Origin of the sequence: Nonomuraea sp. NPDC003560 (assembly GCF_042878785.1) — a bacterium.
Taxonomy (GTDB): Bacteria; Actinomycetota; Actinomycetes; order Streptosporangiales; family Streptosporangiaceae; genus Nonomuraea.
Genome location: NZ_JBIAOF010000011.1, coordinates 346196 through 369967, shown reverse-complemented (window position 1 = coordinate 369967; position 23772 = coordinate 346196). Strand labels below are relative to the sequence as shown.

The window sequence follows — 23772 nt, the reverse complement described above, 5'->3', positions numbered from 1 at the left end:
CTTTACCGTCCACGCGGGCGAAGTACGAGCGGTTCATCACTCCTTGCGCTGATTGAGAACGATGATCGCCCCGCAGAACGTCACCAGCGCGACCAGCACACCCCCTCCGTACAGCCACAACCGCCACGGATCGGCCCCCGGACGGGTCGGCACCGGGGAGTCCTCGCCCCGGCCGAAGTGGTCCTTTCCGGGCACGGTCACGCTGCGCCGCTGACCGGTCAGGCGCTCGGCGGCGTTGAGCGCGGCCCCGGCGTCCACCACGCCGAACCCGGTGTTGTCGTCGTAGCCCGCGGCCGGACGGCCCCGCGCGCTGGAGGCCAGCGCCTGGGCCACCTGCTCGGGCGGCAGGCCGGGAAAGCGCGACTTGACCAGCGCGGCCACGCCGGCCACGAGCGCGGCGGCCGAGCTGGTGCCGTCGGACAGCTCGTACCCGCTGGGCCGCTTGACCACGGGCACCTGCACGCCGGGCGCGCCGACGAGGACCGACAGGTTGTCGCTGCTGAACGTGGCCTTCCTGCCCTGCTTGTCGGTCGCGCCGACGCCGATCACGCCCGGGTAGCCGGCCGGGAAACTCCAGAACGAGGTGCCCTTCTCCTTGGCGTAGGGCGTCTGGCCGTCGTTGCCGACGGCGGCCACCAGCACCACGCCCTTGCTCAGCGCGTACGACACCGCCTCCCGCTCGGACCTGATCGGCCCGTAGGAGCCGATCGACATGCTGACGACCTGGGCGCCGTGGTTGGCGGCGTAGCGCAGGGCGCGGGCCAGCGAGCTCTCGGGCGACTGGAGGTCCGTGGGGGGCAGCAGGTCGAACGCCGGCTCGTCGTCGGTGGCCAGGGGCAGCGACAGGATGCGCGCCCCGGGCGCGACGCCGATCAGCCCGTCGCCGGCGCCGGAACCGGCGATCAGCGCGGCCATGGCGGTGCCGTGCCGCCCCGGCTGCACCTCGCGGGCCACCGCGCCCGAGCTCATGTCCGGCCCGGTCGTGACGCGGCCCTTCAGCTCCTTGATCCCGGCGTCCACCGCGCTGTCCACGACGGCGACCGTGACGCCCTCGCCCTTGGTCACGTTCCACGCCTGCTCGACGTTGAGCGCGTCCAGCACCCATTGCTGCTGGTCTCTGATGGGGGCGGCCGTGGGCCCGAGGAGGACGAGCAACGTGGCCGCGAGCGCCCGTACGGCGGTCAGCACACGTTCCCCTGGGTGCACGGCGGAACCTTGGGAGGATCCGCCAGGAAGTAGGCGATCTGGTTGCCGACCGACTTGGCCGCCGGCCAGAGCTCGCTGTGCAGGATCTCCTCCGGTGGGATGGCGGCCCTGGTGCGCCCGTCGGCGTACCCGGCGGTGGAGAAGACGATGTACGGCCCGGCGCCCACCCAGCCGGTGCGCTGGCGCTGCTCGGTGCCGAAACGTTCGGTCACGGTGCCGGGGAAGGCCACGGGCAGCACGCCCACCCGGTCGTCCTGGCCCAGTTGCTCGCCCGCCGACACCCTGGACTCCTCGTCCTTCAGCACGGCCACGCCGACGGTGATGACGAAGGTGGAGGTCTGGTCGACATACGTGGCGCGCAGCAGCGTGACGCATCCGTGGCTGTCGAGGACCCCGGCGACGGAGGCGTCCACGCCCTTGCCGCAGTCGGTCTCGGGGGCGATGCCGACCCGCCTGGCGTACTGCTGGGCGCGGTCGAGGCCGAGGTACTTGACCTCCTCGGGGAAGACGCCCGTGGCCGGCCACGCCTGCCAGCGCCGGGCGATCTCCTCCTGCTTGTACCGGTTCTGCTCGGACGGGGTCAGCGGGCGCGAGCGCGTCTCGTTGAGCAGCCCGATCGTGCCCAGCAGCACCACCAGGGCCGACACGGCCACGACCGCGCCGACCAGCACGACGAAGATGCGCCGAAAGCGCACGCCCTGCTGGAGGGCCGCCAGCTCGGCGCGTTCCCTGGCCGCGGTGCGCGTACGGGAGTTGGCCGCCGGCCAGGCGCGCACGCGGGCCCGGCGGCCGGTCGACGCCCCGAGCGGGTTGCTGCGTCCCGATGTGGCCTCGCCGGCGCGCGGTAGCCCTGAGGTCGACCTACGTGCCTTCACCACCCTGGCCTCGTTCCCGCGGTTGGTCGGTGTCTATTTCGTCCCCGTTAGCAGGCGGATCATGCGTCGTGTGCGCCGTGGTCGCGTCGTACGCGTCTGACCAGGAAGAAGATGACCGCCAGCGACGCGAGCGCGCCGCCCGCGGCGCCCGCGGCGACGGCCGCGTAGATCGTCACGCGCCGGTGGTCCCTCGCGGTGACCCGGATGGGCCCGGCCGGGCCGCCCGCCAGGGGCCGGGCGGGGTCCTGGGCCTGCGGGCCGGTCGCGGTCTCGGTGTGCGTGGCCAGGCGGGCGGCCTCGGCCAGGGCCCTGCGGGCGTTGACGACGCCGAAGCCGGTGCCGGTGTCGTAGCCGCCGGGCGGCCGGTCGTCGGCGCTGTCGGCGAGCGCCTGGACGACCAGCGGCGGCGACATCTGCGGATATTTTGCCTTGATGAGGGCGGCGACCCCCGAGACGAGCGCGGTCGCCTGCGAGGTGCCCCGGCCGACCCAGTACTCGTCGCCGGGCCCCGCGCCCATGATGTCCACGCCCGGCGCGGCCACCAGCACTGATGAGTTCCAGTTGGAGAACGTGGCCCGGCGCAGCCGCCGGTCGGTCGCCCCCACCGACACCACGCCGGGGAAGGACGCCGGGTAGGAGTAGGGCGCGAAGTCGCCGGCGGTCTTCCTGTCGCCGTCGTTGCCGGCCGCGGCCACCAGCACGACGCCCCTGGAGATGGCGTACCGGATGGCCGCCCGTTCCTCCCGGGTCGCGAGCTCCTTGGAGATCGACATGTTGACGACGTCCGCGCCCTGGTCGACCGCGTAGCGGATGCCCCTGGCCACGACGTCCTCGAAGCGCTCGGCCGAGTTGAACTCCCTGAACCCCGGTTCCTCGTCCTCCAGGATGACCCGTACCGACAGGACGCCGGCCTCGGGCGCGACGCCGATGACGCCCTTCCTCCCGCCCGGCCCGTGGCCGTGCCCGGCGATCAGGGAGGCCATGTACGTGCCGTGCAGCCGCGGCGGCGCGACGCCCGGCGGGTTCGCGCCCGCGGTGAAGTCTCGGCCCACGGTCACCGTGCCGGCCAGGTCGCGGTGGGCCGGATCGACCCCGGAGTCGAGCACGGCCACCGTGACCCCCGAGCCCTTGGTGACGCGCCAGGCCGCGGGCAGGTCGAGCGTTTCGATCACGGCCCGCTGGCCGCCGCGCACGTCGTCGTCGGCGTGGGCGCAGTCGGGCAGGGCGGCGGGAAGAACCGCGAGAAGGACCGCGGGGGCGGCGGACAGCGCCTTCGCGGCGCGCCGGCTCAGCACCGCCATCCCTCGGCGGCGCAGTCGGGCATGCGGGGCGTGCTGAGGTCGAGCAGCACGCGCTCGGACAGCTCGGCGGCGAAGGCGAAGATGGCCGGACGTGACTCGCCGGACGTGGTCGCGGGCCGCCCGTCCACCTGGCCCGCCGTGGTCAGCACGACGTACGGCCCCGCCTGGCGCACCGACCCGGCCTGCCGCATCGAGGGGGTGAACCGTTCGGCGACCGTGCCCGTGAAGCTGAGCGGCCGCAGCCCCGGCACGGGCTTGCCGTTGTCGGCGAACGCGCTCCTGGCCCGGACCGCGCGTGACTCGTCGGGCAGCGCCACCACGCCCACGGTAACGAGCACCCCGCGCAGCGCGTCGATGTAGGTGGCCCGCAGCACGCCCCGGCAGCCCGCCTCGCGCAACGTCCTGACCGCCTTCGCGTCGACGGACTCGGCGCCGCAGCCGGTGTGCGGCGAGATGCCGATGCGCTCGGCCCGCTCCTGCCCGCCCTGCTCGGCCGCGTACGGCAGAGCCGCGGGGAAGACGCGCCCGGCGGGCCAGGCACGCCAGCGTTCGGCGACCTCGCGCGTGGCGGCGGCACGCAGCTCGGACGCGCTCGGGCCGCGGGTCAGCTCGGTGCCCGCCGCGCTCCCGGCCACCCCGGCGGCCACCGCGCAGACCAGGGTCAGCGCGGAGGACACCACCAGGGTGGGCCAGGGGCGGGCGTGGTTCACGACACCGACCTTAAGCGCCTCGGCGGGAGGTTCCCCGGAAAACGCCTCAGTAGCTGGGCAGGCTGGGGTCGACCGTCTTGACCCAGCTCAGCACCCCGCCGCCGACGTGCACCGCGTCGGCGAAGCCCGCGTTCTTGACGATCGCCAGGGCCTCGGCCGAGCGCGCGCCCGACTTGCAGTGGAGCACGATGCGCTTGTCCTGGGGCAGCTTCTCCAGGGCCGAGCCGTTGAGGAACTCGCCCTTGGGGATCAGCGTGGCGCCCGGGATGGAGACGATCTCGTACTCGTTGATCTCGCGGACGTCGACCACGTAGATGTTGTCGCCCTTGTCCATCATGGACTTGAGCTCCCGCGCGGTGATCGTGGAGCCGCTGGCGGCCTGCGCGGCCTCGTCGGAGATCGCGCCGCAGAACGCCTCGTAGTCCTCCAGCAGCTCGGTGACCGTCGGGTTCTTGCCGCACAGCACGCACTCGGGGTCCTTGCGGACCTTGACGTCCCGGTACTTCATCTCCAGGGCGTCGTAGATCATCAGCCGGCCGACGAGCGGGTCGCCGATGCCCGTCAGCAGCTTGATGGCCTCGTTGACCTGGATCGAGCCGATCGACGCGCACAGCACGCCGAGCACGCCGCCCTCGGCGCACGACGGCACCATGCCGGGAGGCGGGGGCTCGGGGTAGAGGCAGCGGTAGCAGGGCCCGTGCTCGGCCCAGAACACGCTCGCCTGGCCGTCGAAGCGGTAGATCGAGCCCCAGACGTACGGCTTGCCGAGCAGCACCGCGGCGTCGTTCACCATGTAGCGGGTGGCGAAGTTGTCCGTGCCGTCGACGATGAGGTCGTAGCCGGAGAAGATCTCCATGACGTTCTCGGTGGTCAGGGTCGCGTTGTGGACGACGACCTCGACCAGCGGGTTGATCTCGCGGACAGACGCCGCGGCGCTCTCGGCCTTCAGCCTGCCCACGTCGGACTGGCCGTGGATGATCTGGCGCTGCAGGTTGGACTCATCGACGACGTCGAAGTCGATGATGCCGAGGGTGCCGACGCCCGCCGCGGCCAGGTACATCAGGGCGGGCGAGCCCAGGCCGCCGGCGCCCACGCACAGCACCTTGGCGTTCTTCAGCCGCTTCTGCCCGGCCATCCCGACATCGGGGATGATCAGGTGGCGCGAGTAGCGGCGCACTTCGTCTACGGTCAGCTCTGTGGCCGGCTCGACCAGCGGTGGCAACGACACGTTCTACGCTCCCGTTTCAGGGGGTCACATCTCTAGCTGAAACCTACTCGGCGAGTGGGGCATTCCCCAATCTCGTCTCACCGATCAGACGGCGTGCCTCCGCCGCCACCACGCGGGGCATCTCCATCATCGCCACGTGCCCCGCCGTCGGCAGCAGCACGAGCCTGACCTGCCGGAACGTACGGGCCGCCTTCGCCGCCATGGCCGGGCGCACCAGGCGGTCGTGCCGGCCGTGGACGATGAGCGTCGGGGCCTTCACCTTGGCCGCCTGGCGCCACAGGTTGTCCTCGCCCCGCCGGAAGTACTCGGCCACGATGCCCCGCGCCGAGCCGATCATGGCCTCCCCCGCGTACGGGACGTCGTCGCGCCGGCGCATCTCCTCCACGGCGTCGGCCAGGCGCACCGGGTGGACGGCGTTCACGTCCGCCCAGACCATGGCGAAGGAGGCGTTGATGCGCTGCTCGGCGGGGAGCAGGCGCAGCTTGCCGGCGAACCACTCGCCCACCCTGGGCACGGCGGCGGCGGCCACGCGGACCGGGCCGTACCTGGGCAGCAGGTCGGGCAGGGCGGGCGAGACGAGCGTGAGCGAGCGGACCAGGTCGGGCCTGGCAGCGGCGACCCGCACCGCGACCGCGCCGCCCAGCGAGTTGCCGAACAGGTGGGCCGGGCCCGTGTGCTCCATCAGCCCGATCACCGCCGCGGCGTGGCCGGCCACCGTGTAGTCGCCGTCCCGCGGCGCCGGGGAGAACCCCGCGCCGGGCAGGTCGAGGGCGTGGCCGGTGACGGTGTCCTTGAGCTCGTCCATGAGGTCGGTCCAGTTGGTGGCCGAGCCCGCCAGCCCGTGGACGAACACGGCCTGCTCGGCCGGGCCGCCGTCGGGGGTGGATCGCACGTGCACCGGGCCGATCATGCGTCCCGGCCAGTGAGGGACCGGCTCCACCGCTGTCATACGTCCTCCTTGTCGCTCTTCCACGATAACCAGCGCGCTCAGGCGGGGTCTGCATTCCGTACAGACACCGCTTTCGCTGACCTATCAGAGCAGCACCGGACATACGGGACGCACAGGGGTCGCGCCCGCGAGCGGACATGGGTCAGGCCCGAAATTTCCGCTCATAGATGTCTAATGGATCTCTTGGCGGCTTAAGTGTGCGGCAAAAGCTGTCTGTCCCCGTTTACCAGGTTCGAGACGGGTAACCATCAGGAACGGATACGGTGCGCGACCTACCGGACACTCTTGGTCAGCGATCGGGAAGTCGTGGTCACCGGAAATCCATCGGGGAAGCGTAACGGCATTTCCCGAACGATCCCGACGACAGCATCGTCCAGCATTTCTCATGCCTGGCGCACAGGTGTGCCGGCGAGCATTTTCTGCGCGCCGTAAATACACGCACGGCCGCCGCCTTCCGGCGTTTACGGCCGTGCCGTCATTACACGAGAAAAGCGCGGCCGACGCTGTCGGAACCCGATGTGATGGGCACTCCGTCATATGCGCATAATCGGACATATCATGGCATTTCATTCGATAGAGCTGTAATGCAAGCAATAAGATTGCTAATGCATAGCAAAATAGGGCCACTCCTGTTTGCTGTAGCTCTGTCTCGGAAATGACATTTCACGGATGGCTCATCAGCTAGTCGTTCAAGACCTGGTTCCCGGCCTCTCGGGAACGTCGAGAACGGGGCAACCAATCCTTTAGGGGGAAAACGCAATGCCCAAGCTCAAAAGTGTTATCGCAGGTCTGGCCGTCAGCACCGCGCTGACCGGCGGCGTGGTCAGCCTGGGCGCGACGACCACCGCCAACGCCAGCACCGCCAACAACGTCACCAGCCCGACGACCCTCAGCTGGGGCGATGGGGACGGTCACGGCTGGTGGCACCGTCGCCACCACCGCTGCAACAGGAACCGCCACGGCTGGGGCGGCGGCTGGGGCGGCGGCTGGGGCTGGGGCGGCGGCTGGGGTGGCGGCTGGCGCCGGCACCACCGCGGCGGCGGCGTCTGCGTCAAGATCTTCAACGAGAACACGAACGACAACACCGAGACGAGGACCAGCAACGAGCTGCGCGAGGACCGTCGCGCGCGCAGCGACCGCGACGACTGATCGCGCGGGAATGGTGCCCGTAATCCATGGATGGTCGCTCTTCACGGCGAAGTGAATCCGACCGGCGAGTACTGGGCTCTCAGGAAGTGACCGCACCCGGACCTTGCTGTCCTGCCTGAGAATCCATTCTCCTCTGTCACCGCGGCAATTCCCGGTGAGGGCTCCACTGGCATTCTGCCGGTGGGGCCCTCACTTGCGTTCTCCCTTGAATGCGGGATCCATCTCCCCTGATGCCGGACCCCACGGCCCCGGTAGTCCGAAATGTCCGATTATGCACCATGATGCTCCATAGTGTCGGACAAGAGAGGACAATGTCCGTTTGTGGGGCATTCGGTCGGATATATCCCTGGCATGGATGTTCGCTAGCGGGCATCCACGCCGCTCCACAGAAATCCGGAAAGGCTCGGATGACGCGGAGCGACGAGTACGGGGCAATCAATCCTTTTAGGGGGAAACACAATGCCCAAGCTCAAAAGTGTTATCGCAGGGCTCGCCATGGGCACCGCGCTGACCGGCGGTGTGGTCAGCGCGGGCGCGGCGACCACCGTCACCGGCGCGAGCGCTGCCAGCGTCACCGGCTCGGCCACCGCGGCCACCCTCGCCGGCTGCTTCCGGGAGGTCCGGTGCGGCTGGGGCGGCTGGGGCCGCAGCTGGGGCAACCGCTGGGGCGGCGGCTGCCACCGTCGCTGCGGCGGCGGCTGGGGCTGGGGCCGCGGCGGCGGCTGGGGCTGGGGCCGCGGCGGCGGCTGGGGCTGGCGGCGTAACAACGCCCCCCGGGTCCGCGTCGTCATCCACAACTCCAACCACAACAGCAACCACAACAACACCAACGTGCAGCGGCACGACGAGCGCGAGCACCACGACGACTAGGCGGCGGTCTCACCCGGGGACGGCCCGCCCAGCGAGAGCCCACCTGAGAAGTGAGACCACGCCGACGTAGAGGAGTGCCCGCATCCGGCCGACCCGCTCTCTCGACGGAGAGCGAGGATCGCCTCCCGGATGCGGGCACTCGACGTGTCCCGCGTCCTTCCGAGCCGGCCCGCCCCTCGGAGCCGCACAGGGATCGTCATCCGGTGCCATGACCGTACGGACAAGAAGGTGAAACGAGTGAGTGCCCGCATTCCCTGCCAGGAGCTCGTTCTCGACGAGAACGGAAGTCCGGTGGAATGCGGGCACTCGGTCGCGCGATCACGGTTCGCGCCCCGGGTTCAGAACCCGTGGTCAGCTCCAGTCGCGCTCGGCGTCGTCAGTGCGAACCTGCTGGCGGACGGCATGCGCGATCGCGTCGCGGTTCCGGTTCCGGTTGACGATGATGATTTTGATCCTGGGGAGCCGGTGGCGACGCCAGTTGTTGCGCCAGCCCCAGCCGCCGCCGCACCACGAGCGGCGGAAGCAGCCGGACAGAGTGGTGGTGGTCGCCCCGGTGGTGACGTTGGTGGCGGCTTCGGCGCTGGTGGTCGTGGTCGCCGCGCCGAGGGCGATCACTCCGCCGCTCAGGGCCGTGCTCATGGCGAGCCCTGCGACAATACTCTTGAGCTTGGGCATTGCGTTTCCTCCTAAAGGTTTGGATGCCCCGTTTCTCGACGCTTCCGGATTCCCAGGAAACGACGTGGACGGTATGGCTTGCCATGCCTGCCATCCATGACCTTGATATATCCCCATGAATAGCCAGCAAACCGCAATTGTCCTCTTTTGCCGGTAGACACAGATTTGCATGGCGACTTCGCGCGCAAACGCAAGTGAGGGCTCCCCGGCCGATGCCGGTGAAGCCCTCACCAGAATTTCCGAAGGCGCGGAGAGAATGAACCCTCCGGCGCGCCGTGCCGTAATTCAGGCCATTGTCCGAGCCCGGTACCCGGTGGTCGAATTCAGCGCGGCGCCGCCTTCATGAGGATGACGGTTCCGTCCGCCGTCAGCGCCAGTCGCGGTCGTGGTCGTGGTCGCGGACCGTCGGCCGCGTGGTCTCCGTGTCCGTCACCCGGTTGCGGTTGAAGTTGCGGTTGTGGATGGTGACCTTCACCTTGCCCACGCGGTTGTGGTGACGGCGCCAGCCCCAGCCGCCGCCCCAGCCGCCCCAGTTGTTGCCCCATCCCCAGCCACCGCACCGGGACCTGCGGAAGCAGCCGGCCTGGAAGCTGGTGGACGTGACGACACCGGCGCTGGTGGCGGCGTCGGCGCTGGTCGCGGTGGTCGCCGCACCGAGCGCTACGACACCGCCGCCCATGGCCGTGCTGACGGCGAGGCCTGCGAGAATACTCTTGAGCTTGGGCATTGCGTTTCCCCCTAAAGGATTGGTTGCCCCGTTCTCAACGCTCCCCGGTTGCCAGGGAACTGCCCTTGGACGACCTGTGATGAGCCATCCGTGAAATGTCATTTCCTGGACGCGGGCATGGCAACACAGAACCGCCGCCTTTTTGCTATGCATTAACAGCCTTATTGCTTGCATTAAACATTTATTGACTGATATGCCATGATATGTCCGAATCTATCATGATCGCCGGGCGGGGGCGTCCGGCACGGGTGGGCGGGTCCCGGAAACCCGAACATCACCCCTCGACCGGCATCAAGTGTCGGTGATCGACCGATTTACCCGGGGCAATTGGTACGGCTTATTGCGATTTGAAGATAATGTCCGCTTTATGGCTAATGGCCGTTATGTGAGCCGGAACACGGACGGCCGCTCCGGCACACCGCGAGAGCCGCCACCTTCTGTGCCGCCCTCGGGCCTCACAGGCAGCGCGCCCCCTGCCACGCGACGCTGAGCCCGTCCGGCGGCCCACGCACGTAGGCGCATACGCCCAGCCACCCAGGCACGTCGCCCCGAGGAAGGGGCATCCACCGCCACGGACACGACCTGCCCGACCCCCGCCCGCCCGGACGCGGCCACCCGGCCACCACCCGCCCCGGCCCGGTCGGACGCGCGACCACCACTCGCCCAACCCCCTGCTCCGCCCGGTGTCCTGCGCGGACCTGACGTTGGACGTCTCACCCGACCAACCGCCTCGCCAGCTCCCGCGCGGTGATCGCCTCACGCCAGTGCGCCTGGTTGGTCCGCCAGGTGTTGTACGCAGGCGTGATCGGTCTCCTGGATCGGGAAGCGGCCAAGCCTCGCAACGGATCATGCGGACCGGGATCGGTGGCTCGTCACCCTCTCCACCACCGCGACAGTCGCCTTGGCTGCCCCCCGTGGGCACCTCATCCCAGCCCTTCTGGCCATGCGGTTCGTCACAGGAGCCGTGGTGGTGCGCTACTTCGCCATGGCGATCCAGACCGCCTCAGAAGCTCGTCTCGGCCGCCGCGTCCCGCCGGCCGGTCTGTCGCCAGGGCGATGGCCATGTCCTTCGCGTCCGCACAGCGCTCGCGGGCAAGAAAGGCGTCCGCCCGGGATTGAGCGCGGGGATGATCGTCGGCGCCCCGCTGGACGGCCTCACCGACCGGCACACGATCTTCTCCGGGCACGCCGTCTTGGAACGGCCTGCTGATCTCCACCCTGACCGCCGTGGGCGACCAGGTCTGCTCACCGTCTCCGACTCCTGGCGCCGCAAAGGCGGTCCGGCCCTCGCAGGCGGTTTGCGATCGCGCTACAGGGCGTACTGTCGCCGGACCAGCGGAGAGACAGTCACGCGGGTCGGCGGGCACCATGTCTTCGGTGTCCGGTTCGAATGTCCTGGGGACGTCGTCGTACGGACCTCCGTGGCGGAAAGGGCTCAGGCGGACTTGCGGGCCTTGCGCTTCGGCGGGGCCTTCTCCTCCTCCTTGGCCTCCTCCGCCCCCTTCGACGCCTTGGCGGACTTGCCGCCGCCCGCCGCCTTCTTCGGCTTGGCCGGCTCCCCGGTCCGCTCCCGTTTCGCGGCCTCGACGCTGGCGCGCAGGGCGGCCATGAGGTCCACCGCCGGCCCCGCCTCTTCCTCCTCCGGCGCCGCGACGACCTCCTTGCCCGCCACCTTCGCCTCGATCACCTGCTGCAACGCCTCGCGGTACGTGTCGTGGTACTCGCTCGGGTCGAAGTCCGACTCCATGGTGGTGATCAGCGACTCGGCCATCTTGAGCTCCTGCGCCCGGACCTCGATGTCCTCCTCCAGGAACTCGAAGTCGGGGGCGCGGATCTCGTCCGGCCACAACATGGTCTCCAGGACGAACACCCCGTCCCGCACGCGCAGGGTGGCCAGCGACTCCCGCTGCCGCAGCGCCACCTTGACCACGGCCACCTGTCCCGAGCTCTCCAGGGCGTCACGCAACAGCACGTACGGCTTCGCGCCCTGCGCGTCGGGCTCCAGGTAGTACGACTTGGCGAAGTAGATGGGGTCGATCTGCGCAGCCGGGGTGAACTGCAGGACGTCGATCCTGCGCGACGTGCTCAGCGGCAGGTCCTCGAAGTCCTCGTCGGTGAGCACCACCATCTCGCCCGTGGCCAGTTCGTACCCTTTGGCGATGTCCGCGTACGGGACCTCCTCGCCGTCGACCGTGCACACGCGCTTGTAGCGGATCCTGCCGCCGTCGTCCCGGTGGACCTGGTGGAAGCTGACGTCTTTCTGCTCGGTCGCCGAGTAGAGCTTCACGGGGATGGTGACCAGCCCGAAGGAGATCGCACCCTTCCAGATGCTGCGCATGGGCACTCCTCAGCAGTAGCGGGCTCACCATATGGGCACATACCCGTCATGGGGCAACCAATGCCATACCCGATTGAACCAATGCTGGCCGTACCTGGGGAACTACCCTCCGATCGCGACCGGTACGGCCTGGAGGTCAAGTGGGACGGCATCCGCGCGCTCGTGCACCTCGACGGCGTCCTGAGGGTGACGGGACGGCACGGCGTGGAGTACACCCGGCGATACCCCGAAATCTCGGGGTTCGGGGTCAAGAACGCCGTGCTCGACGGCGAGGTCGTGGCACTGGACCGGCGCGGCAGGCCCAGTTTCGTCCGGCTCCAGCACCGCATGCACCTGACCGACCCGGAACCGGCCGTTCTGGAGCTCTACCCCGTCACGTACATGCCCTTCGACCTGCTCTGCCTGGACGGCCGGCCGCTGTTCGACCTGGCCTACCGCGACCGCCGCGCGCTCCTCGACGAGCTGGACGTCGGCGCGCCCCCGTACTTCCCCGGGGACTCCGACCTGCTCGCCGCCACGCGGGAGCAGGGCCTGGAAGGCGTGGTGGCCAAGCGCCTCGACTCCCCCTACCGGCCGGGCGTGCGCTCACCGTGGTGGATCAAGGTCAAGCACCTCAGCACGCGGGACGTCGTGATCGGCGGCTGGAAACCCGGCAAGGGCCGCAGAGCCGGCGGGATCGGCTCGCTCGTCATGGGCGTCTTCACCGGTGAAGGGCTGACGTACGTCGGCCACGTGGGAACCGGGTTCACCGACGCCATCCTGGACGACCTCCACCAGGCGCTCCGACCTCTGGAGATCCCGCGCAGCCCGTTCACGAACGCGGTCCCGTGGAGAAATCGGTGGGTTAGGCCCGATCTCGTCGGGGAGGTGGGCTACACCATGTGGACCGACGAGCTGCGGCTGAGACATCCGGTGTGGCGCGGGCTGCGCGCCGACAAGCTCCCCGCGGAGGTGACGCTGTGAAGAAGGTGCCGGTCAGGGTCGACGGGCGCGAGCTGACGCTGAGCAACCTGGACAAGGTGCTCTACCCGGAGATCGGCTTCACCAAGGCCGAGGTCATCGACTACTACAGCCGCGTGGCCCCCGTCCTGCTGCCGCACCTCGCCGGCCGGCCCCTGACCGTCAAGCGGTACCCCAACGGCGTCACCGGCCAGTTCTTCTTCGAGAAGAACGCGCCCGAGCACACGCCCGACTGGGTCAGGAAGGTCAACCTGCCCGCCCCCGGCAGCACCAAGGGCCGCGAGAGCATCGACTTCGCCGTCATCGAGGACCTGCCGACGCTCGCCTACTACGCCAACCTGGCCGCGCTGGAGCTGCACGTCCCTCAGTGGCGGGTGGACGACGACGGCGCGGCGCTGCCGCCCGACACGCTCGTGTTCGACCTGGACCCGGGCGCGCCGGCGACCATCGTGGAGTGCTGCTGGGTGGCGCTCACGCTGCGCGAGGTGCTGAAGGGCGAGGGGCTCGACGCCAGGCCCAAGACCAGCGGCAACAAGGGCATGCAGCTGTACGCCGACTGGGACTGCCGCGAGGAGCCCTCCGCGTACGCCAAGAGGCTGGCCCAGGTCCTGGAGAAGGAGCATCCGAAGGAGATCGTCAGCGTCATGGCCAGGAAGGCCAGGCCGGGCAAGGTGTTCATCGACTGGAGTCAGAACAATCCGGCCAAGACCACCGTGGCGCCGTACTCGCTGCGGGCCAGGGAGCGGCCGACGGTCTCGACGCCGCTGCTGTGGAAGGAGGTCGAGGACTGTGAACACGCCGATGACCTGGTGTTCACCGCCCCTGACGTACTCGCCAGAGTGGAGAAGCACGGCGACCTTTTCGGCCGGGCGTAGTCTGGACCCGTCCGCACCAAGAGGGGGGCCGAAGATGTCGGAGATGGACACCCGCGGGGACGAGAGCGTCTACGACGAGGAGGAGGAAGAGGAGTTGTCGCCGGAGACGCCCGAGGCCGACGCCGCCGAGCAGCATCGCGAGATCCGCCAGGAGACCGGCCAGGAGCGCCGCGAGCTTCCGCTCGACGCCGACCCCGCCGACGCGGCCGACCAGGACCGCGTCGTCGACTACGACGACGACGACTACCGCTGAGCACGGGCCGCCCGCCAGATCGAGCGTGTATGACGATGACCACCGAGGTGACGGCTACCCGCACGTAGGATGTCGGCACAGTTCGCTGAGAGACCAATGGAGACCCGCGTGACCGCAACCCCGGACGCGAAGCCCCGGGGCACCCGGCTGCCCCGACTGGCCCGACGCCGGCAACTGCTGAGCGCCGCGCAGGAAGTGTTCGTGGAGAACGGCTACCACGCGGCCGCCATGGACGAGATCGCCGATCGGGCCGGGGTCAGCAAGCCGGTGCTCTACCAGCACTTCCCCGGCAAGCTGGAGCTCTACCTCGCGCTGCTCGACCTGCACGTCGACGACATGGTCAACCGCTGCCGCGAGGCCCTGGCCTCCACCCACGAGAACAAGCTGCGGGTGCAGGCCACGTTCAGCGCGTTCTTCGACTTCGTCTCCACGCAGGGGGAGGCGTTCCGGCTGGTCTTCGAGTCCGACCTGCGCAACGTCGCGCCGGTGCGCCAGCGGGTGGAGCGGTCCCTGCAGGAGTGCGCCGAGATGGTCAGCGCGGTCATCCAGGAGGACACCGGCTGCACCAGCGACGAGGCCCACCTGCTCGGCGTCGGCCTGGTCGGCATGGCCGAGGTGAGCGCCCGCTACTGGGTCACCGCGCAGGGCTCGATCCCCAAGGACGCGGCCGAGCAGCTCATGGCGCGGCTCGCCTGGCGCGGGATCAGCGGTTTTCCGCGTACGGCATAACCCGTTCGCTGGGCGCGATCATTCACCGCCTCCGGGCCTCCGAGCGGCGACGATGGAACCGAGCGCTAACCCAGTCGACTAGGGAGCCACGATGGAAGTCAAGATCGGCGTACGCTCGGTACACCGCGAACTCGTTGTCGAGACCGACCTCTCCGCCGAGCAGGTCGAAGAGGAGATCAGGAACGCGCTGTCGGTAGATCGCGGCGTCTTCGCCATCACCGACGTCAAGGGCCGGCGCGTGGTCGTGCCGGTGGCCTCGCTCGGTTTCGTCGAGATCGGTGAGGACGAGGCCAGGCCGGTCGGCTTCGGCGGCACCCTCTAACCACCCCAAAGGCCCACAACGAGGGTACGGCCACAATCAGCCGTACCCTCACCGGCCGCGCACGCCGCCCGACGCCTCCACCAGGTCACGCCGGGAACGCGCCGGAGGCCGCACCCGCATCATGGGCCACAGCCCTCGCGGTCGCCCGGTTGTCCGAGGCGGCAGCCCCGGACGCGGCGACGGCGCTGCTCGGCGTGCTTCCGTCTCCGGTCGGCGTGGTGGCGGCTCCGGTCGGCGTGATCCGGTGTGTGGTCGGCTTGATCCGGTGTGTGGTCGGCTTGATCCGGTGTGTGGTCGGCTTGATCCGGTGTGTGGTCGGCTTGATCCCGTGTCTGGTCGTTCGTCGGGCATCCCGCGCTTCCCCTCCGCAGCACGACGCGCGAAGTCCAGCGATTCGGCCCACATCTCGTCAAGGAACTGCCGTAGCGGCGCCAGGCCATCATGTCTGGGACGGTACATCCGTTTCATCCCCTCGCACCGCCCCACGACCAGACCGGTCTCCTTCGGCGCCCGACAGGAGGCGGCCGAGCTCTCGGGCCCAGCCACCCACGGTCGCCCGTCCACCAGCCGGGCTAGATGCCGAGGGTGGCCATTCGCTTGTTGTGCGCCTCCGTCAGCGTCGCGAAGAGGCGTGAGATGTCAGGCGTCTCGCCCCCCGCCGCCCTGGCCGACTCCACCAGCAGCAACGCCAGCTCCGGCCGCGCCGCCGCCACCTGCTGCCCCTGGCTGAGCGCCTCGCCGACGAGCCGCCGGGCCCACAGCGCCAGCCGCCCGCCCGCCGTCGGGTCGGCCTCGATCCCGGCCCTGACCCGCTCGACGGCGAACTGCGAGCGCGCCTCGTCCACCAGCACCTCGTCCACCAGCTTGACGATCGACGGCTCCAGGTGCCTGGCGGCCTCCCGGTAGAAGTCGAGCGCGATCCCGTCGCCGACGTACGTCTTGACCAGGGCCTGCAGCCAGTCGGCCGGCCGCGTCTGGGCGTGCCAGGCGTCGAGGGCCGCCACGAACGGCGCCATCGCCTCCTCCGGATCGGCCCCCAGCTCGGCCAGGCGGTCGCGCAGCAGGCGGAAGTGGGCGTACTCGGCCACGGCCAGCTCGCTGAGCGCGGCGCGGTCGGCGAGCGAGGGCGCCAGGGTGGCGGCGTCCTCGGTCATCCGGGCGTAGGCGCTGAGCTCGGCGTAAGCTAGAACCCCGAGCAGGTCGACGACTCCAGGAGACTCGTTCATGGAGGCAGCGTACTTCCCGAAATATGCGGGAACATAAGCGAGCTCGGCCAGCGTTGTGGTATCGAGTACACTGCTCTGTGAAAGTGCGACCGCACTGTGTTAGTTCGGGGGATTCCCCCGATAACCCCCGATTCCCCGGGTGCGCGGTCGCTGATGACGCGAGAGGGCTGGCTCTACCGCGAGGACCCACGTAACGGGGGCTGTTTTCCGCCCGTCGGTCCCGGCAGGCCCGCCTTCATTTGAGACTGAGGCAGGCCACGCTGACGACTTTCCGAGACCTCGGAGTCACACCAGAGATCGCCGATGCCCTCGAGACCGAGGGTATCGTCACACCGTTCCCCATCCAGGAGATGGCGCTCCCGCTCGCCTTGAGCGGCCAGGACCTCATCGGCCAGGCGCGCACGGGCACGGGCAAGACCTACGCGTTCGGCATCGCGATGCTCCAGAGCATCGGCAAGCCGCGCAAGAACCGCAAGAAGCCCCGCGGGCTGGTCGTCGTGCCGACCCGCGAGCTGGCCGTCCAGGTCAGTGAAGACCTGGTCACCGCGGCCGGCAAGCTCGGCTCCCGAGTCCTGACCGTCTACGGCGGCCGGGCCTACGAGCCGCAGATCGAGGCGCTCAAGGCCGGGGTCGACGTCATCGTCGGCACCCCGGGCCGTCTGCTCGACCTGGTCAAGCAGAAGCACCTCGACCTGAGCCAGGTCACCTCCCTCGTGCTCGACGAGGCCGACCGGATGATGGACCTGGGCTTCCTGCCCGACATCGAGCGGATCTTCAAGCTGATCCCCGCGGAGCGGCAGACGATGTTGTTCTCGGCCACCATGCCGGGCGAGATCGTCTCGCTGTCCCGCAAATACCTCAACCGTCCCACCCACGTACGCGCGGAGATGGAGAGCGGCGAGGGCGAGACCACCCCGCAGGTGCGTCAGATCGTCTGGCGCGCCCACCGGATGGACAAGATCGAGATCGTCGCCCGGCTGCTCCAGGCCGAGGGCCGCGGGCTCACCATGGTCTTCTGCGAGACCAAGCGGGCCTGCGACATGGTCGCCGAACAGCTCGACACGCGTGGTTTCGCGGTCGCGGCCGTCCACGGCGACCTCGGTCAGGGCCAGCGCGAGCAGGCTCTGCGGGCCTTCCGGGCGGGCAAGATCGACGTGCTGGTCGCCACCGACGTGGCGGCCCGCGGCATCGACATCGACGACGTCACCCACGTGGTCAACTACGACTGCCCCTCGGATGACAAGACGTACGTGCACCGCATCGGCCGTACCGGCCGGGCCGGGCGCACGGGCATCTCGGTCACCTTCGTGGAGTGGGAGGAGCTGACCCGCTGGAAGATGATCAATCAGATGCTCGGGCTCGACTTCGCCGAGCCGGAGGAGACCTACTCCACCTCGCCGCACGTCTACACCGAGTTGAACATCCCCGCCGGCACCAAGGGCGTCCTGCCGCACGCGAGCCGTTCGCGCGCCGGGCTGGCCGCCGAGCGCATCGAGGATCTCGGTGAGACCGGCCGGAGCCGCACCCGCGGCGGCAAGGGCCGGCGCGAGGAGCGCGAAGAGCGCGAGCGCCCGGCCCGCGCCCAGCGCCAGCGTCGCCGCACCCGCGGCGGCAGGGAACTGGCCGAAACCGCACCCGCCGAGACGCCGGAGGTCGAGATCGTGGCCGCCAAGACGGAGGAGACTCCCGCCATCTTCACGCCCGACGAGGTCCAGACGGCGGCCGCCGAGCCGAAGCGCACGCGCGTCCGCAGCAGGGGGGCCGCGTCGTCGGCCATCGAGCAGGCGCTGGCCGAGGCACCGGAGACCCCGGTGAAGCGGACCCGCTCCCGCAAGGCCGACCAGCCCCAGGCCGCCGACCCGCAGCCGCGCGAGGAGGCCGCCGAGGCGCCCGCGCGGAACCGTGCGGCCGAGGCCGCTCCTGTGGAGCCGGTCCGGAGCCGGGCGGCCGAGGTCGCGCCCGAGCCGGTCGTGGAGTCCGTGCCGGAGCCGAGCTTCCTGGCCACGCCTCCGCCGCCGGTCCGCAAGGAGCCGGAGCGGATCATCCCGCCGAGCCCGTTCGCGGTGATCTTCCAGTCACCCGACCTGGCCACGGACGACGATGACATCGCGCCGTCCGCGGCGACCGAGCGCAAGCAGCAGCGCCGCCAGTCCCGTGGCGGTGGCGGTGGCGGCAACCGCCGCCGCGCAGGCTAGCGACGACGAGAAGGAGGCGCGCATCCCGTTCGCGGGGTGCGCGCCTTTTTCGTCCGTACGGCACCGGCGCCGTGAGGGAGCCGTACGGGCCCCTCACGGCCTCGCGGGCGCACCGCCCGACATATGCGCCCTCCAGACATCGCAGGACCCCAGAGGCCGCCTCAGAGCCCGCCACGCCCCACTGGGGACGAGGACGTCGCTCACCCGCCTCCGGAGCGTGAAAGCCGCAAAGCTCACAACTCGCCACAACTCGCACCAGCGTCCAAGCTTTGCCGGTGTCGAGGCGCTGACCTCTGGGTATTGTTGCCCCACGTGAGTACGCCGCGATTCCTCGACCTGCCACCCGGTGTGACGCCGCAGAAGCTCGAAACGCCCCACGGCGCGTTCGCGGCTCTGGAGGCGCTTCCGGTCAGCGGCGTGGTCGAGCGCTGGCCCGCCCTCCTGGTCCCCGGCCTGACCGGCAGCAAGGAGGACTTCATCGCGGTCCTGATGACCCTGGCCCAGTCCGGTCGCCGGGTGGTGGCCGTCGACCTGCGCGGCCAGTACGAGACCCCGGGCCCCGACGACCCCGCCGCCTACACCTGCGCCGCCCTCGGGGCCGACGTCGACCTGATGGCCCAGGCCATCGGCGGCGGCGACCCCGTTCACCTGGTGGGCCACTCCTTCGGCGGCCTGGTCGGCCGGGAGGCCGTGATCGACGGGCGCACCCGGTTCGCCTCGTTCACGCTGATGAGCTCGGGCCCGGCGGCCATCGAGGGCAGGCGGGCGCGCAACGGCCGGGAGATCATGGAGGAGATCCCGGCCCTGGGGCTCGAACACCTCTGGCACCACCGGATGGAGCCCGAGGCGCTGGCCGCCGACGTCTCCGACGAGATCCTGGCGTTCCTGCGCAGGCGGCTGCTGACCAACTCCCCCACCGGCCTGGCCCGCATGGCCGAGCAGGTCCTGCACGCCCACGACCGCACCGACGAGCTGCGCGAGATCGAGATCCCCACCCTGGTCCTGTACGGCGAGCACGACGACGGCTGGTCGCCCGAGACCCAGTCGGAGACGGCCGCCCGGCTCGGCGCCGACTGCGTGGTCGTGCCCGGCGCGGTCCACTCCCCCGCCGTCGAGGCGCCGGAGACGACGGCCGCCGCGCTGGTCAGGTTCTGGAACGCGGCCGAGAAGCACTATTTGGACACAAGGTCCAACGCCATGTAATCATTCACTTACTATGACGGACGAACTCGTCGTCCAGGCGCCGCGGAGCGCGACCTGGCAGGTGCATCTCGACCGTTCGATGTGGGTGGGCGGCGTACGCGGCCTCATGTTGCAGGCGCTGCACCCGCTGGCCATGCTCGGCGTCTGGCAGAACTCCACCTTCCAGGACGACCCCTTCGGCCGCCTGCGCCGCACCGCCGACTTCGTGGGCCGGGTGACGTTCGGCAGCCCGGCCGAGGCCGACGAGATCGGCAGGCGGGTGCGCGGCATCCACAAGGCGCTGCGCATCACCGATCCGCGCACCGGCCGCACGCACCGCGTGGACGACCCGGAGCTGCTGCTGTGGGTCCACTGCGCGGAGGTGTCGTCGTACCTGGAGGTGGCCAGGCGCGGCGGGCTCGGGCTGAACGAGCGGCAGGCCGACCGCTACCTGCGCGAGCAGCGCAGGAGCGCCTCCTACGTCGGGCTGCACCCCGAGGACGTGCCGGGCTCGTGCGCCGAGATGGACGCCTACTTCAAGCAGGCCCGGCCCGCCCTGCGGGTGACCGCGGAGGCGGCGGCGACCGTGCGGTTCCTGCTGTGGCCCCGGCTGCCGCGCGAGCTGCGCATGTTGTCGCCGGGCAAACCGGCCTACTTCCCCTTCGGCGCGCTCTGCTACTACACGCTCCCGGAGTGGGCCCGCCGCATGTACGGCGTGCTGCCCGAGGTGCCCCCGGCGACGGTCACCGCGGCGCTGAGGGCGTTCCGGCTGGGCATGAACGCGCTGCCGGAGCCGGTGCACGACCGGGCGTTCATGCCCTCGACGCGGACGATGCTGGCGGGCGCGCGGGCCCGCCTCGGCGCGGCCGGCTACGACGTCAGCAAGGGGCTGAAGGGCCTGACCGACCCCCGTCGCTGGCCGGCGGCGCGGGCCGCCTGACCGCTTCGCCGGGGATCAGTCGGCCAGGCCGTCCCAGGGGTTGCGGTCGGAGCCGGCGGCCTGGCCCTCCGGGCAGTGACGGCGGAAGTCGCACCACGAGCAGAGCGGGCCGGGGCTGGCGGCGAACACCGTGTCGAGCTCGGCGGGGACCTGGGCCGGGCCGACGACGGGACGCTCGCCCGCCCCCCGGCCCGCCGCCTGGGCAGGACGCTTGGTCGAGGTCGGGGCGCCCATCACGGCGCGATAGCGGTCGTCGGCGGCAGCGGCCTCGACGGCGATCTCCTCGGCGCGGCGCAGGTGCCGGCCCAGCGACTCGTCGGTGTGGCGCCACTCGACGATCTCGCCGGTGGGCAGGTGGTGCAGCTCGACCGCCCGGCACGGCGTGCGCATCATCGTGGAGGCCGCGATGGCGTACGTGGCCAGCGCGAGGGACGAGCGGGCGTCGTCCTGGGTCAGCGGGCGGCGGCCGGTCTTGTAGTCGACCACGACCAGCTCGTCGCCGCGCCGGTCGAGCCGGTCGATGCGCCCGGACAGCGCGACCACCTTGGTCCGCGTGGCGACCGTGCGCTCGACGCCGACCGGATCGTCCGCAGGATCTAAGGTCGTGACATATCCGGACACGAGGTCGCGGGCCCGGCCCAGCCACTCGGCCGACTGCTCGGCGTCCCTGAACCCCTCGGTGATCCACCCGTTCGTGAGCAGGACGGCGGCCGTCAGCGGCGTGCGCCGCTCGTACGGCTCACGCCACCACGCCGCCAGCGCGTTGTGCACGCTGGCCCCGACGCTGTTGTGCGCCCAGGCGGGCCCCTTGGAGGGCTGCGGCCGGTCCAGGTAGGTGAACCGGTAGCGGCGGCGGCAGTCGAGCCAGGTGTTCAACCGCGACGGCGTGCACGCGTAGAGCCGCCGCGGCATCCCGTCCAGCGGAAGCTGGTCGTACACCTACTCGTCGCCGGGGCCGAGCTTGATGCCGGAGACCCTGGTGCCGTCGGTCAGCGGGCCCTCGTCGTCGCGGGCGGCGGCCGGGTCGCGGGTCAGCGAGCCCGACACCCAGTCGTCGAAGTGCGGCTCCAGGTCGCCGACGGTGACCTCGTCACCGTGGTTGGCCAGCACCCGCGTGTCGGCCGGCAGGGTGAACAGCCGGCCGCCGATCGAGGTGAGCTGGTCGGCCAGCGCCGGGTACTCGCCGCCGAGCTTGCCCGGCCCGTCGGCCTGCAGGGCCTTGCCGGTGAAGACGGCGCCCAGCGCCTCGCAGTAGAGCGAGATCCCGCCGGGCGTGACGCCGGGCGTCTCCATGACGTCGAGCTGGACGTCGGCGACGCCGAAGACGCCGTCGTCCTCCATGTCGATGTCGGGCCAGGTCTCCCGCCAGGTCTCCCGCCACAGCGGCTTGTCCTTGGGGTGCAGGGCGACGACCGCCTCGTCTCTGCTGGCCACCTCGATGGCCGCGCCGACGTGGTCGGGCAGGCCCGCGGTGCAGATGACGGCCAGCACCTCACGCTCGCCGACCTGCTCAAGGATCTTCTCGGCGTCACGCGCCGCGTCGATGACGATGACTTCGTCGTCGTCACCGATGATCCAGGTGTTGTTCTCGACCTTGTGCTCGGTGCCGTCGATGTCGACGACGCCCTCGGTCACCACTCGCTCGATACGCGCTGTCACGCTTCCGAACTTTAGCCCGTCTGCATGAGAGCGCGAATCGCGTTGATGATGAGTTGCACGGCGAGCGCCGAGAGCAGCAGGCCGGCGATCCTGGTGACCAGCTCCACGCCGTTCTCCTTGATGACACGGATGATGCTGACCGAGAAGCGCATGAACAGCCACAGCAGGATGTGCACGGCCGCGATGGCCAGCATCAGCGCGGCCAGCCCGTCGGCGCGTCCCTCGGCCTGCTGGGCGAAGACGATGGTCGCCACGATCGCGCCGGGCCCGGCCAGCAGCGGCGTGCCGAGCGGCACCAGGGCGACGTTGACGTTCGAGCGCACGGTGTCGGTGCGCGGCTCGGCCGTGCCGCGCAGCAGCTCCAGGGCCACCAGCAGGAGCAGCAGGCCGCCTGCGATCTGCATGGCGGGCACCTCGACGTGCAGGTAGGACAGGATGGCCCGCCCGAACACCGCGAACACCACCACCAGGCAGAACGCCGTCACCGCGGCCTGCCAGGCGATGCGCCTGCGCTCGGCAGGGGTGCGGCCGAAGGTGTAGGCGAGGAAGAGCGGGATGACGCCCGGCGGATCCATGATCACGAACATCGTCACGAACGCCTCGACGAAGAACCTGACCCCGGACACCGCTCCCCCAACCGGCCGCCCGGGGGAGGCGATCCTGTGCTCAGCTCCGCGCCCGGCCCTCGCAGGCGCTCGATCTCCGGCTCTCAGTCTTCCAGCAGCGGCGAGAACCCGCCGAACGGCACCTCGAACTCGCGGTCGCGGGCGTCCTGGAGGGACAGCTCGGCCAGCGCGATCATGCAGCCGGCCTCGGCGGGCCAGGCGATGGTCCACAACCAGTTGCCCAGCGCCTCACCGGCGTAGACGGCCCGGTCGTCGATGCCGGCCAGGCACCACATCGCCGTGGGATGACCCAGCACCTCGATCTTCGCGTTGGGCGGCCCGGAGTCGAACCCCTCGCCGGGATCGGGACCGTCGAGCCCCGCGTACGTCGCGCCGAGCCCGACGCCCGGTTCCTCGGCGATCACCAGCAGGTCGGCCGGCCCTTCGATCGGCGACGGCCCGCTCAGCGCGACCACGCTGGCCCGCGAGCCGGTACGGTCGTCGCCGACCTCGCCGAACCCGGTCACCGCCCAGCCGGGCGGCAATGGCCAGGGCAGCCACACGGGCACCACCGAGCGTTTCCGCATGGCCTCCAGCGATTCGCCCGTGGGCGGTCGCGGAGGCTGGTACGGCAGGACGTCGCCGTGCGTGTCGCAATGGAACGCACCGGACAGGGCGCTCGACCCGTGAAGCGGGCCGAAGCACCTTGGGCAGGTAGGAGCCGCTCTCACAGCTACCCACGGTGCTTCCTCCGGCCCGGTCGCGTCAAGACCGGGACCCGTTATCCCGTCGTAATCT

The 23772-nt window shown here is 70.4% G+C and carries 24 protein-coding genes; 10 read left to right on the top strand and 14 right to left on the bottom strand.

The window, feature by feature from the left end; translation table 11 throughout:
- Nucleotides 1-36 precede the first annotated feature (36 nt).
- The 6 genes from ACFYUV_RS37305 to ACFYUV_RS37280 are packed head-to-tail and all read right to left on the bottom strand — an operon-like array spanning nt 37 to nt 6269.
- Nucleotides 37-1206: a S8 family serine peptidase gene (locus tag ACFYUV_RS37305; protein WP_387677379.1), complete on the bottom strand. Its 1170-nt coding sequence runs from the start codon at nt 1204-1206 to the stop codon at nt 37-39.
- Complete coding sequence (locus ACFYUV_RS37300; RefSeq protein WP_387677376.1) at nt 1182-2081, bottom strand: hypothetical protein; 900 nt, start codon at nt 2079-2081, stop codon at nt 1182-1184. Before ACFYUV_RS37300 ends, ACFYUV_RS37305 begins: the two co-directional genes overlap by 25 nt.
- Before the next feature lie 59 nt (nt 2082-2140).
- Nucleotides 2141-3376, bottom strand: coding sequence for a S8 family serine peptidase (locus ACFYUV_RS37295; RefSeq protein WP_387677373.1), 1236 nt, complete (start codon nt 3374-3376; stop codon nt 2141-2143).
- The gene (locus ACFYUV_RS37290) at nt 3370-4092 is read right to left on the bottom strand and encodes a hypothetical protein (protein ID WP_358294354.1); all 723 of its coding nucleotides are present in this window, start codon (nt 4090-4092) and stop codon (nt 3370-3372) included. Before ACFYUV_RS37290 ends, ACFYUV_RS37295 begins: the two co-directional genes overlap by 7 nt.
- 46 nt (nt 4093-4138) lie before the next feature.
- Nucleotides 4139-5320, bottom strand: a complete 1182-nt coding sequence (moeZ, locus tag ACFYUV_RS37285; RefSeq protein ID WP_358294355.1) for an adenylyltransferase/sulfurtransferase MoeZ — start codon at nt 5318-5320, stop codon at nt 4139-4141.
- Nucleotides 5321-5363: 43 nt separating this feature from the next.
- The gene (locus ACFYUV_RS37280) at nt 5364-6269 is read right to left on the bottom strand and encodes an alpha/beta hydrolase (protein WP_358294356.1); all 906 of its coding nucleotides are present in this window, start codon (nt 6267-6269) and stop codon (nt 5364-5366) included.
- A 759-nt stretch (nt 6270-7028) separates the two neighbouring features.
- Between ACFYUV_RS37280 and ACFYUV_RS37275 the strand changes: the two genes are divergently transcribed.
- Nucleotides 7029-7418 (top strand): hypothetical protein, encoded by a 390-nt coding sequence (locus ACFYUV_RS37275; protein ID WP_387677368.1) that lies wholly within the window; start codon nt 7029-7031, stop codon nt 7416-7418.
- 459 nt (nt 7419-7877) lie between these two features.
- On the top strand, nt 7878-8288 hold the full coding sequence (locus tag ACFYUV_RS37270) for a hypothetical protein (protein ID WP_358294358.1): 411 nt from the start codon (nt 7878-7880) through the stop codon (nt 8286-8288).
- Nucleotides 8289-8639: 351 nt separating this feature from the next.
- On the opposite strand, the gene ACFYUV_RS37265 is transcribed toward ACFYUV_RS37270, so the two are convergent.
- From ACFYUV_RS37265 to ACFYUV_RS37255, 3 genes are all read right to left on the bottom strand, one after another.
- On the bottom strand, nt 8640-8963 hold the full coding sequence (locus ACFYUV_RS37265; RefSeq protein WP_387677364.1) for a hypothetical protein: 324 nt from the start codon (nt 8961-8963) through the stop codon (nt 8640-8642).
- Between the two features lie 367 nt (nt 8964-9330).
- A complete protein-coding gene (locus tag ACFYUV_RS37260; protein WP_387677362.1) occupies nt 9331-9690 on the bottom strand; it encodes a hypothetical protein in 360 nt (119 codons plus the stop codon).
- 1435 nt (nt 9691-11125) lie between these two features.
- Complete coding sequence (locus tag ACFYUV_RS37255; protein WP_387677359.1) at nt 11126-12028, bottom strand: Ku protein; 903 nt, start codon at nt 12026-12028, stop codon at nt 11126-11128.
- An 81-nt stretch (nt 12029-12109) separates the two neighbouring features.
- On the opposite strand from ACFYUV_RS37255, the gene ligD (ACFYUV_RS37250) reads away from it, so the two are divergent.
- The 5 genes from ligD (ACFYUV_RS37250) to ACFYUV_RS37230 all read left to right on the top strand — a co-directional run bounded on the left by ligD (ACFYUV_RS37250) (nt 12110) and on the right by ACFYUV_RS37230 (nt 15167).
- Nucleotides 12110-12991 (top strand): non-homologous end-joining DNA ligase, encoded by an 882-nt coding sequence (gene ligD / locus ACFYUV_RS37250; protein WP_387677356.1) that lies wholly within the window; start codon nt 12110-12112, stop codon nt 12989-12991.
- On the top strand, nt 12988-13863 hold the full coding sequence (gene ligD / locus ACFYUV_RS37245; RefSeq protein ID WP_387677353.1) for a non-homologous end-joining DNA ligase: 876 nt from the start codon (nt 12988-12990) through the stop codon (nt 13861-13863). Before ligD (ACFYUV_RS37250) ends, ligD (ACFYUV_RS37245) begins: the two co-directional genes overlap by 4 nt.
- Nucleotides 13864-13906: 43 nt before the next feature.
- Nucleotides 13907-14116, top strand: a complete 210-nt coding sequence (locus ACFYUV_RS37240) for a hypothetical protein (RefSeq protein ID WP_387677350.1) — start codon at nt 13907-13909, stop codon at nt 14114-14116.
- A 108-nt stretch (nt 14117-14224) separates the two neighbouring features.
- Entirely contained in the window at nt 14225-14845 is a 621-nt protein-coding gene (locus ACFYUV_RS37235; RefSeq protein WP_352319259.1) for a TetR/AcrR family transcriptional regulator, read from the top strand.
- Nucleotides 14846-14936: 91 nt separating this feature from the next.
- Nucleotides 14937-15167 carry a DUF3107 domain-containing protein gene (locus ACFYUV_RS37230; RefSeq protein WP_352319257.1) on the top strand — a complete coding sequence of 77 codons (231 nt, stop codon included), beginning with the start codon at nt 14937-14939 and terminating at the stop codon, nt 15165-15167.
- Between the two features lie 572 nt (nt 15168-15739).
- Here the strand turns inward: ACFYUV_RS37230 and ACFYUV_RS37225 are convergent.
- On the bottom strand, nt 15740-16393 hold the full coding sequence (locus ACFYUV_RS37225) for a ferritin-like fold-containing protein (RefSeq protein ID WP_387677348.1): 654 nt from the start codon (nt 16391-16393) through the stop codon (nt 15740-15742).
- A 350-nt stretch (nt 16394-16743) separates the two neighbouring features.
- Here ACFYUV_RS37225 and ACFYUV_RS37220 point away from each other — a divergent pair, with 350 nt between their 5' ends.
- The 3 genes from ACFYUV_RS37220 to ACFYUV_RS37210 all read left to right on the top strand — a co-directional run bounded on the left by ACFYUV_RS37220 (nt 16744) and on the right by ACFYUV_RS37210 (nt 20710).
- A complete protein-coding gene (locus tag ACFYUV_RS37220; protein ID WP_387677345.1) occupies nt 16744-18588 on the top strand; it encodes a DEAD/DEAH box helicase in 1845 nt (614 codons plus the stop codon).
- 312 nt (nt 18589-18900) lie between these two features.
- On the top strand, nt 18901-19791 hold the full coding sequence (locus ACFYUV_RS37215) for an alpha/beta hydrolase (RefSeq protein WP_358294368.1): 891 nt from the start codon (nt 18901-18903) through the stop codon (nt 19789-19791).
- 13 nt (nt 19792-19804) lie between these two features.
- Nucleotides 19805-20710: an oxygenase MpaB family protein gene (locus ACFYUV_RS37210; RefSeq protein ID WP_387677341.1), complete on the top strand. Its 906-nt coding sequence runs from the start codon at nt 19805-19807 to the stop codon at nt 20708-20710.
- 15 nt (nt 20711-20725) lie between these two features.
- Here the strand turns inward: ACFYUV_RS37210 and ACFYUV_RS37205 are convergent, their stop codons facing one another.
- From ACFYUV_RS37205 to ACFYUV_RS37190, 4 genes are all read right to left on the bottom strand, one after another.
- The gene (locus tag ACFYUV_RS37205; protein WP_387677338.1) at nt 20726-21649 is read right to left on the bottom strand and encodes a RecB family exonuclease; all 924 of its coding nucleotides are present in this window, start codon (nt 21647-21649) and stop codon (nt 20726-20728) included.
- A complete protein-coding gene (locus tag ACFYUV_RS37200) occupies nt 21650-22369 on the bottom strand; it encodes an MBL fold metallo-hydrolase (RefSeq protein WP_352352854.1) in 720 nt (239 codons plus the stop codon). It abuts the gene before it with no gap.
- An 11-nt stretch (nt 22370-22380) separates the two neighbouring features.
- On the bottom strand, nt 22381-22995 hold the full coding sequence (locus ACFYUV_RS37195) for a MarC family protein (protein ID WP_352319244.1): 615 nt from the start codon (nt 22993-22995) through the stop codon (nt 22381-22383).
- Nucleotides 22996-23078: 83 nt separating this feature from the next.
- Complete coding sequence (locus ACFYUV_RS37190) at nt 23079-23705, bottom strand: DUF6758 family protein (protein WP_387677335.1); 627 nt, start codon at nt 23703-23705, stop codon at nt 23079-23081.
- Between the last annotated feature and the right edge of the window lie 67 nt (nt 23706-23772).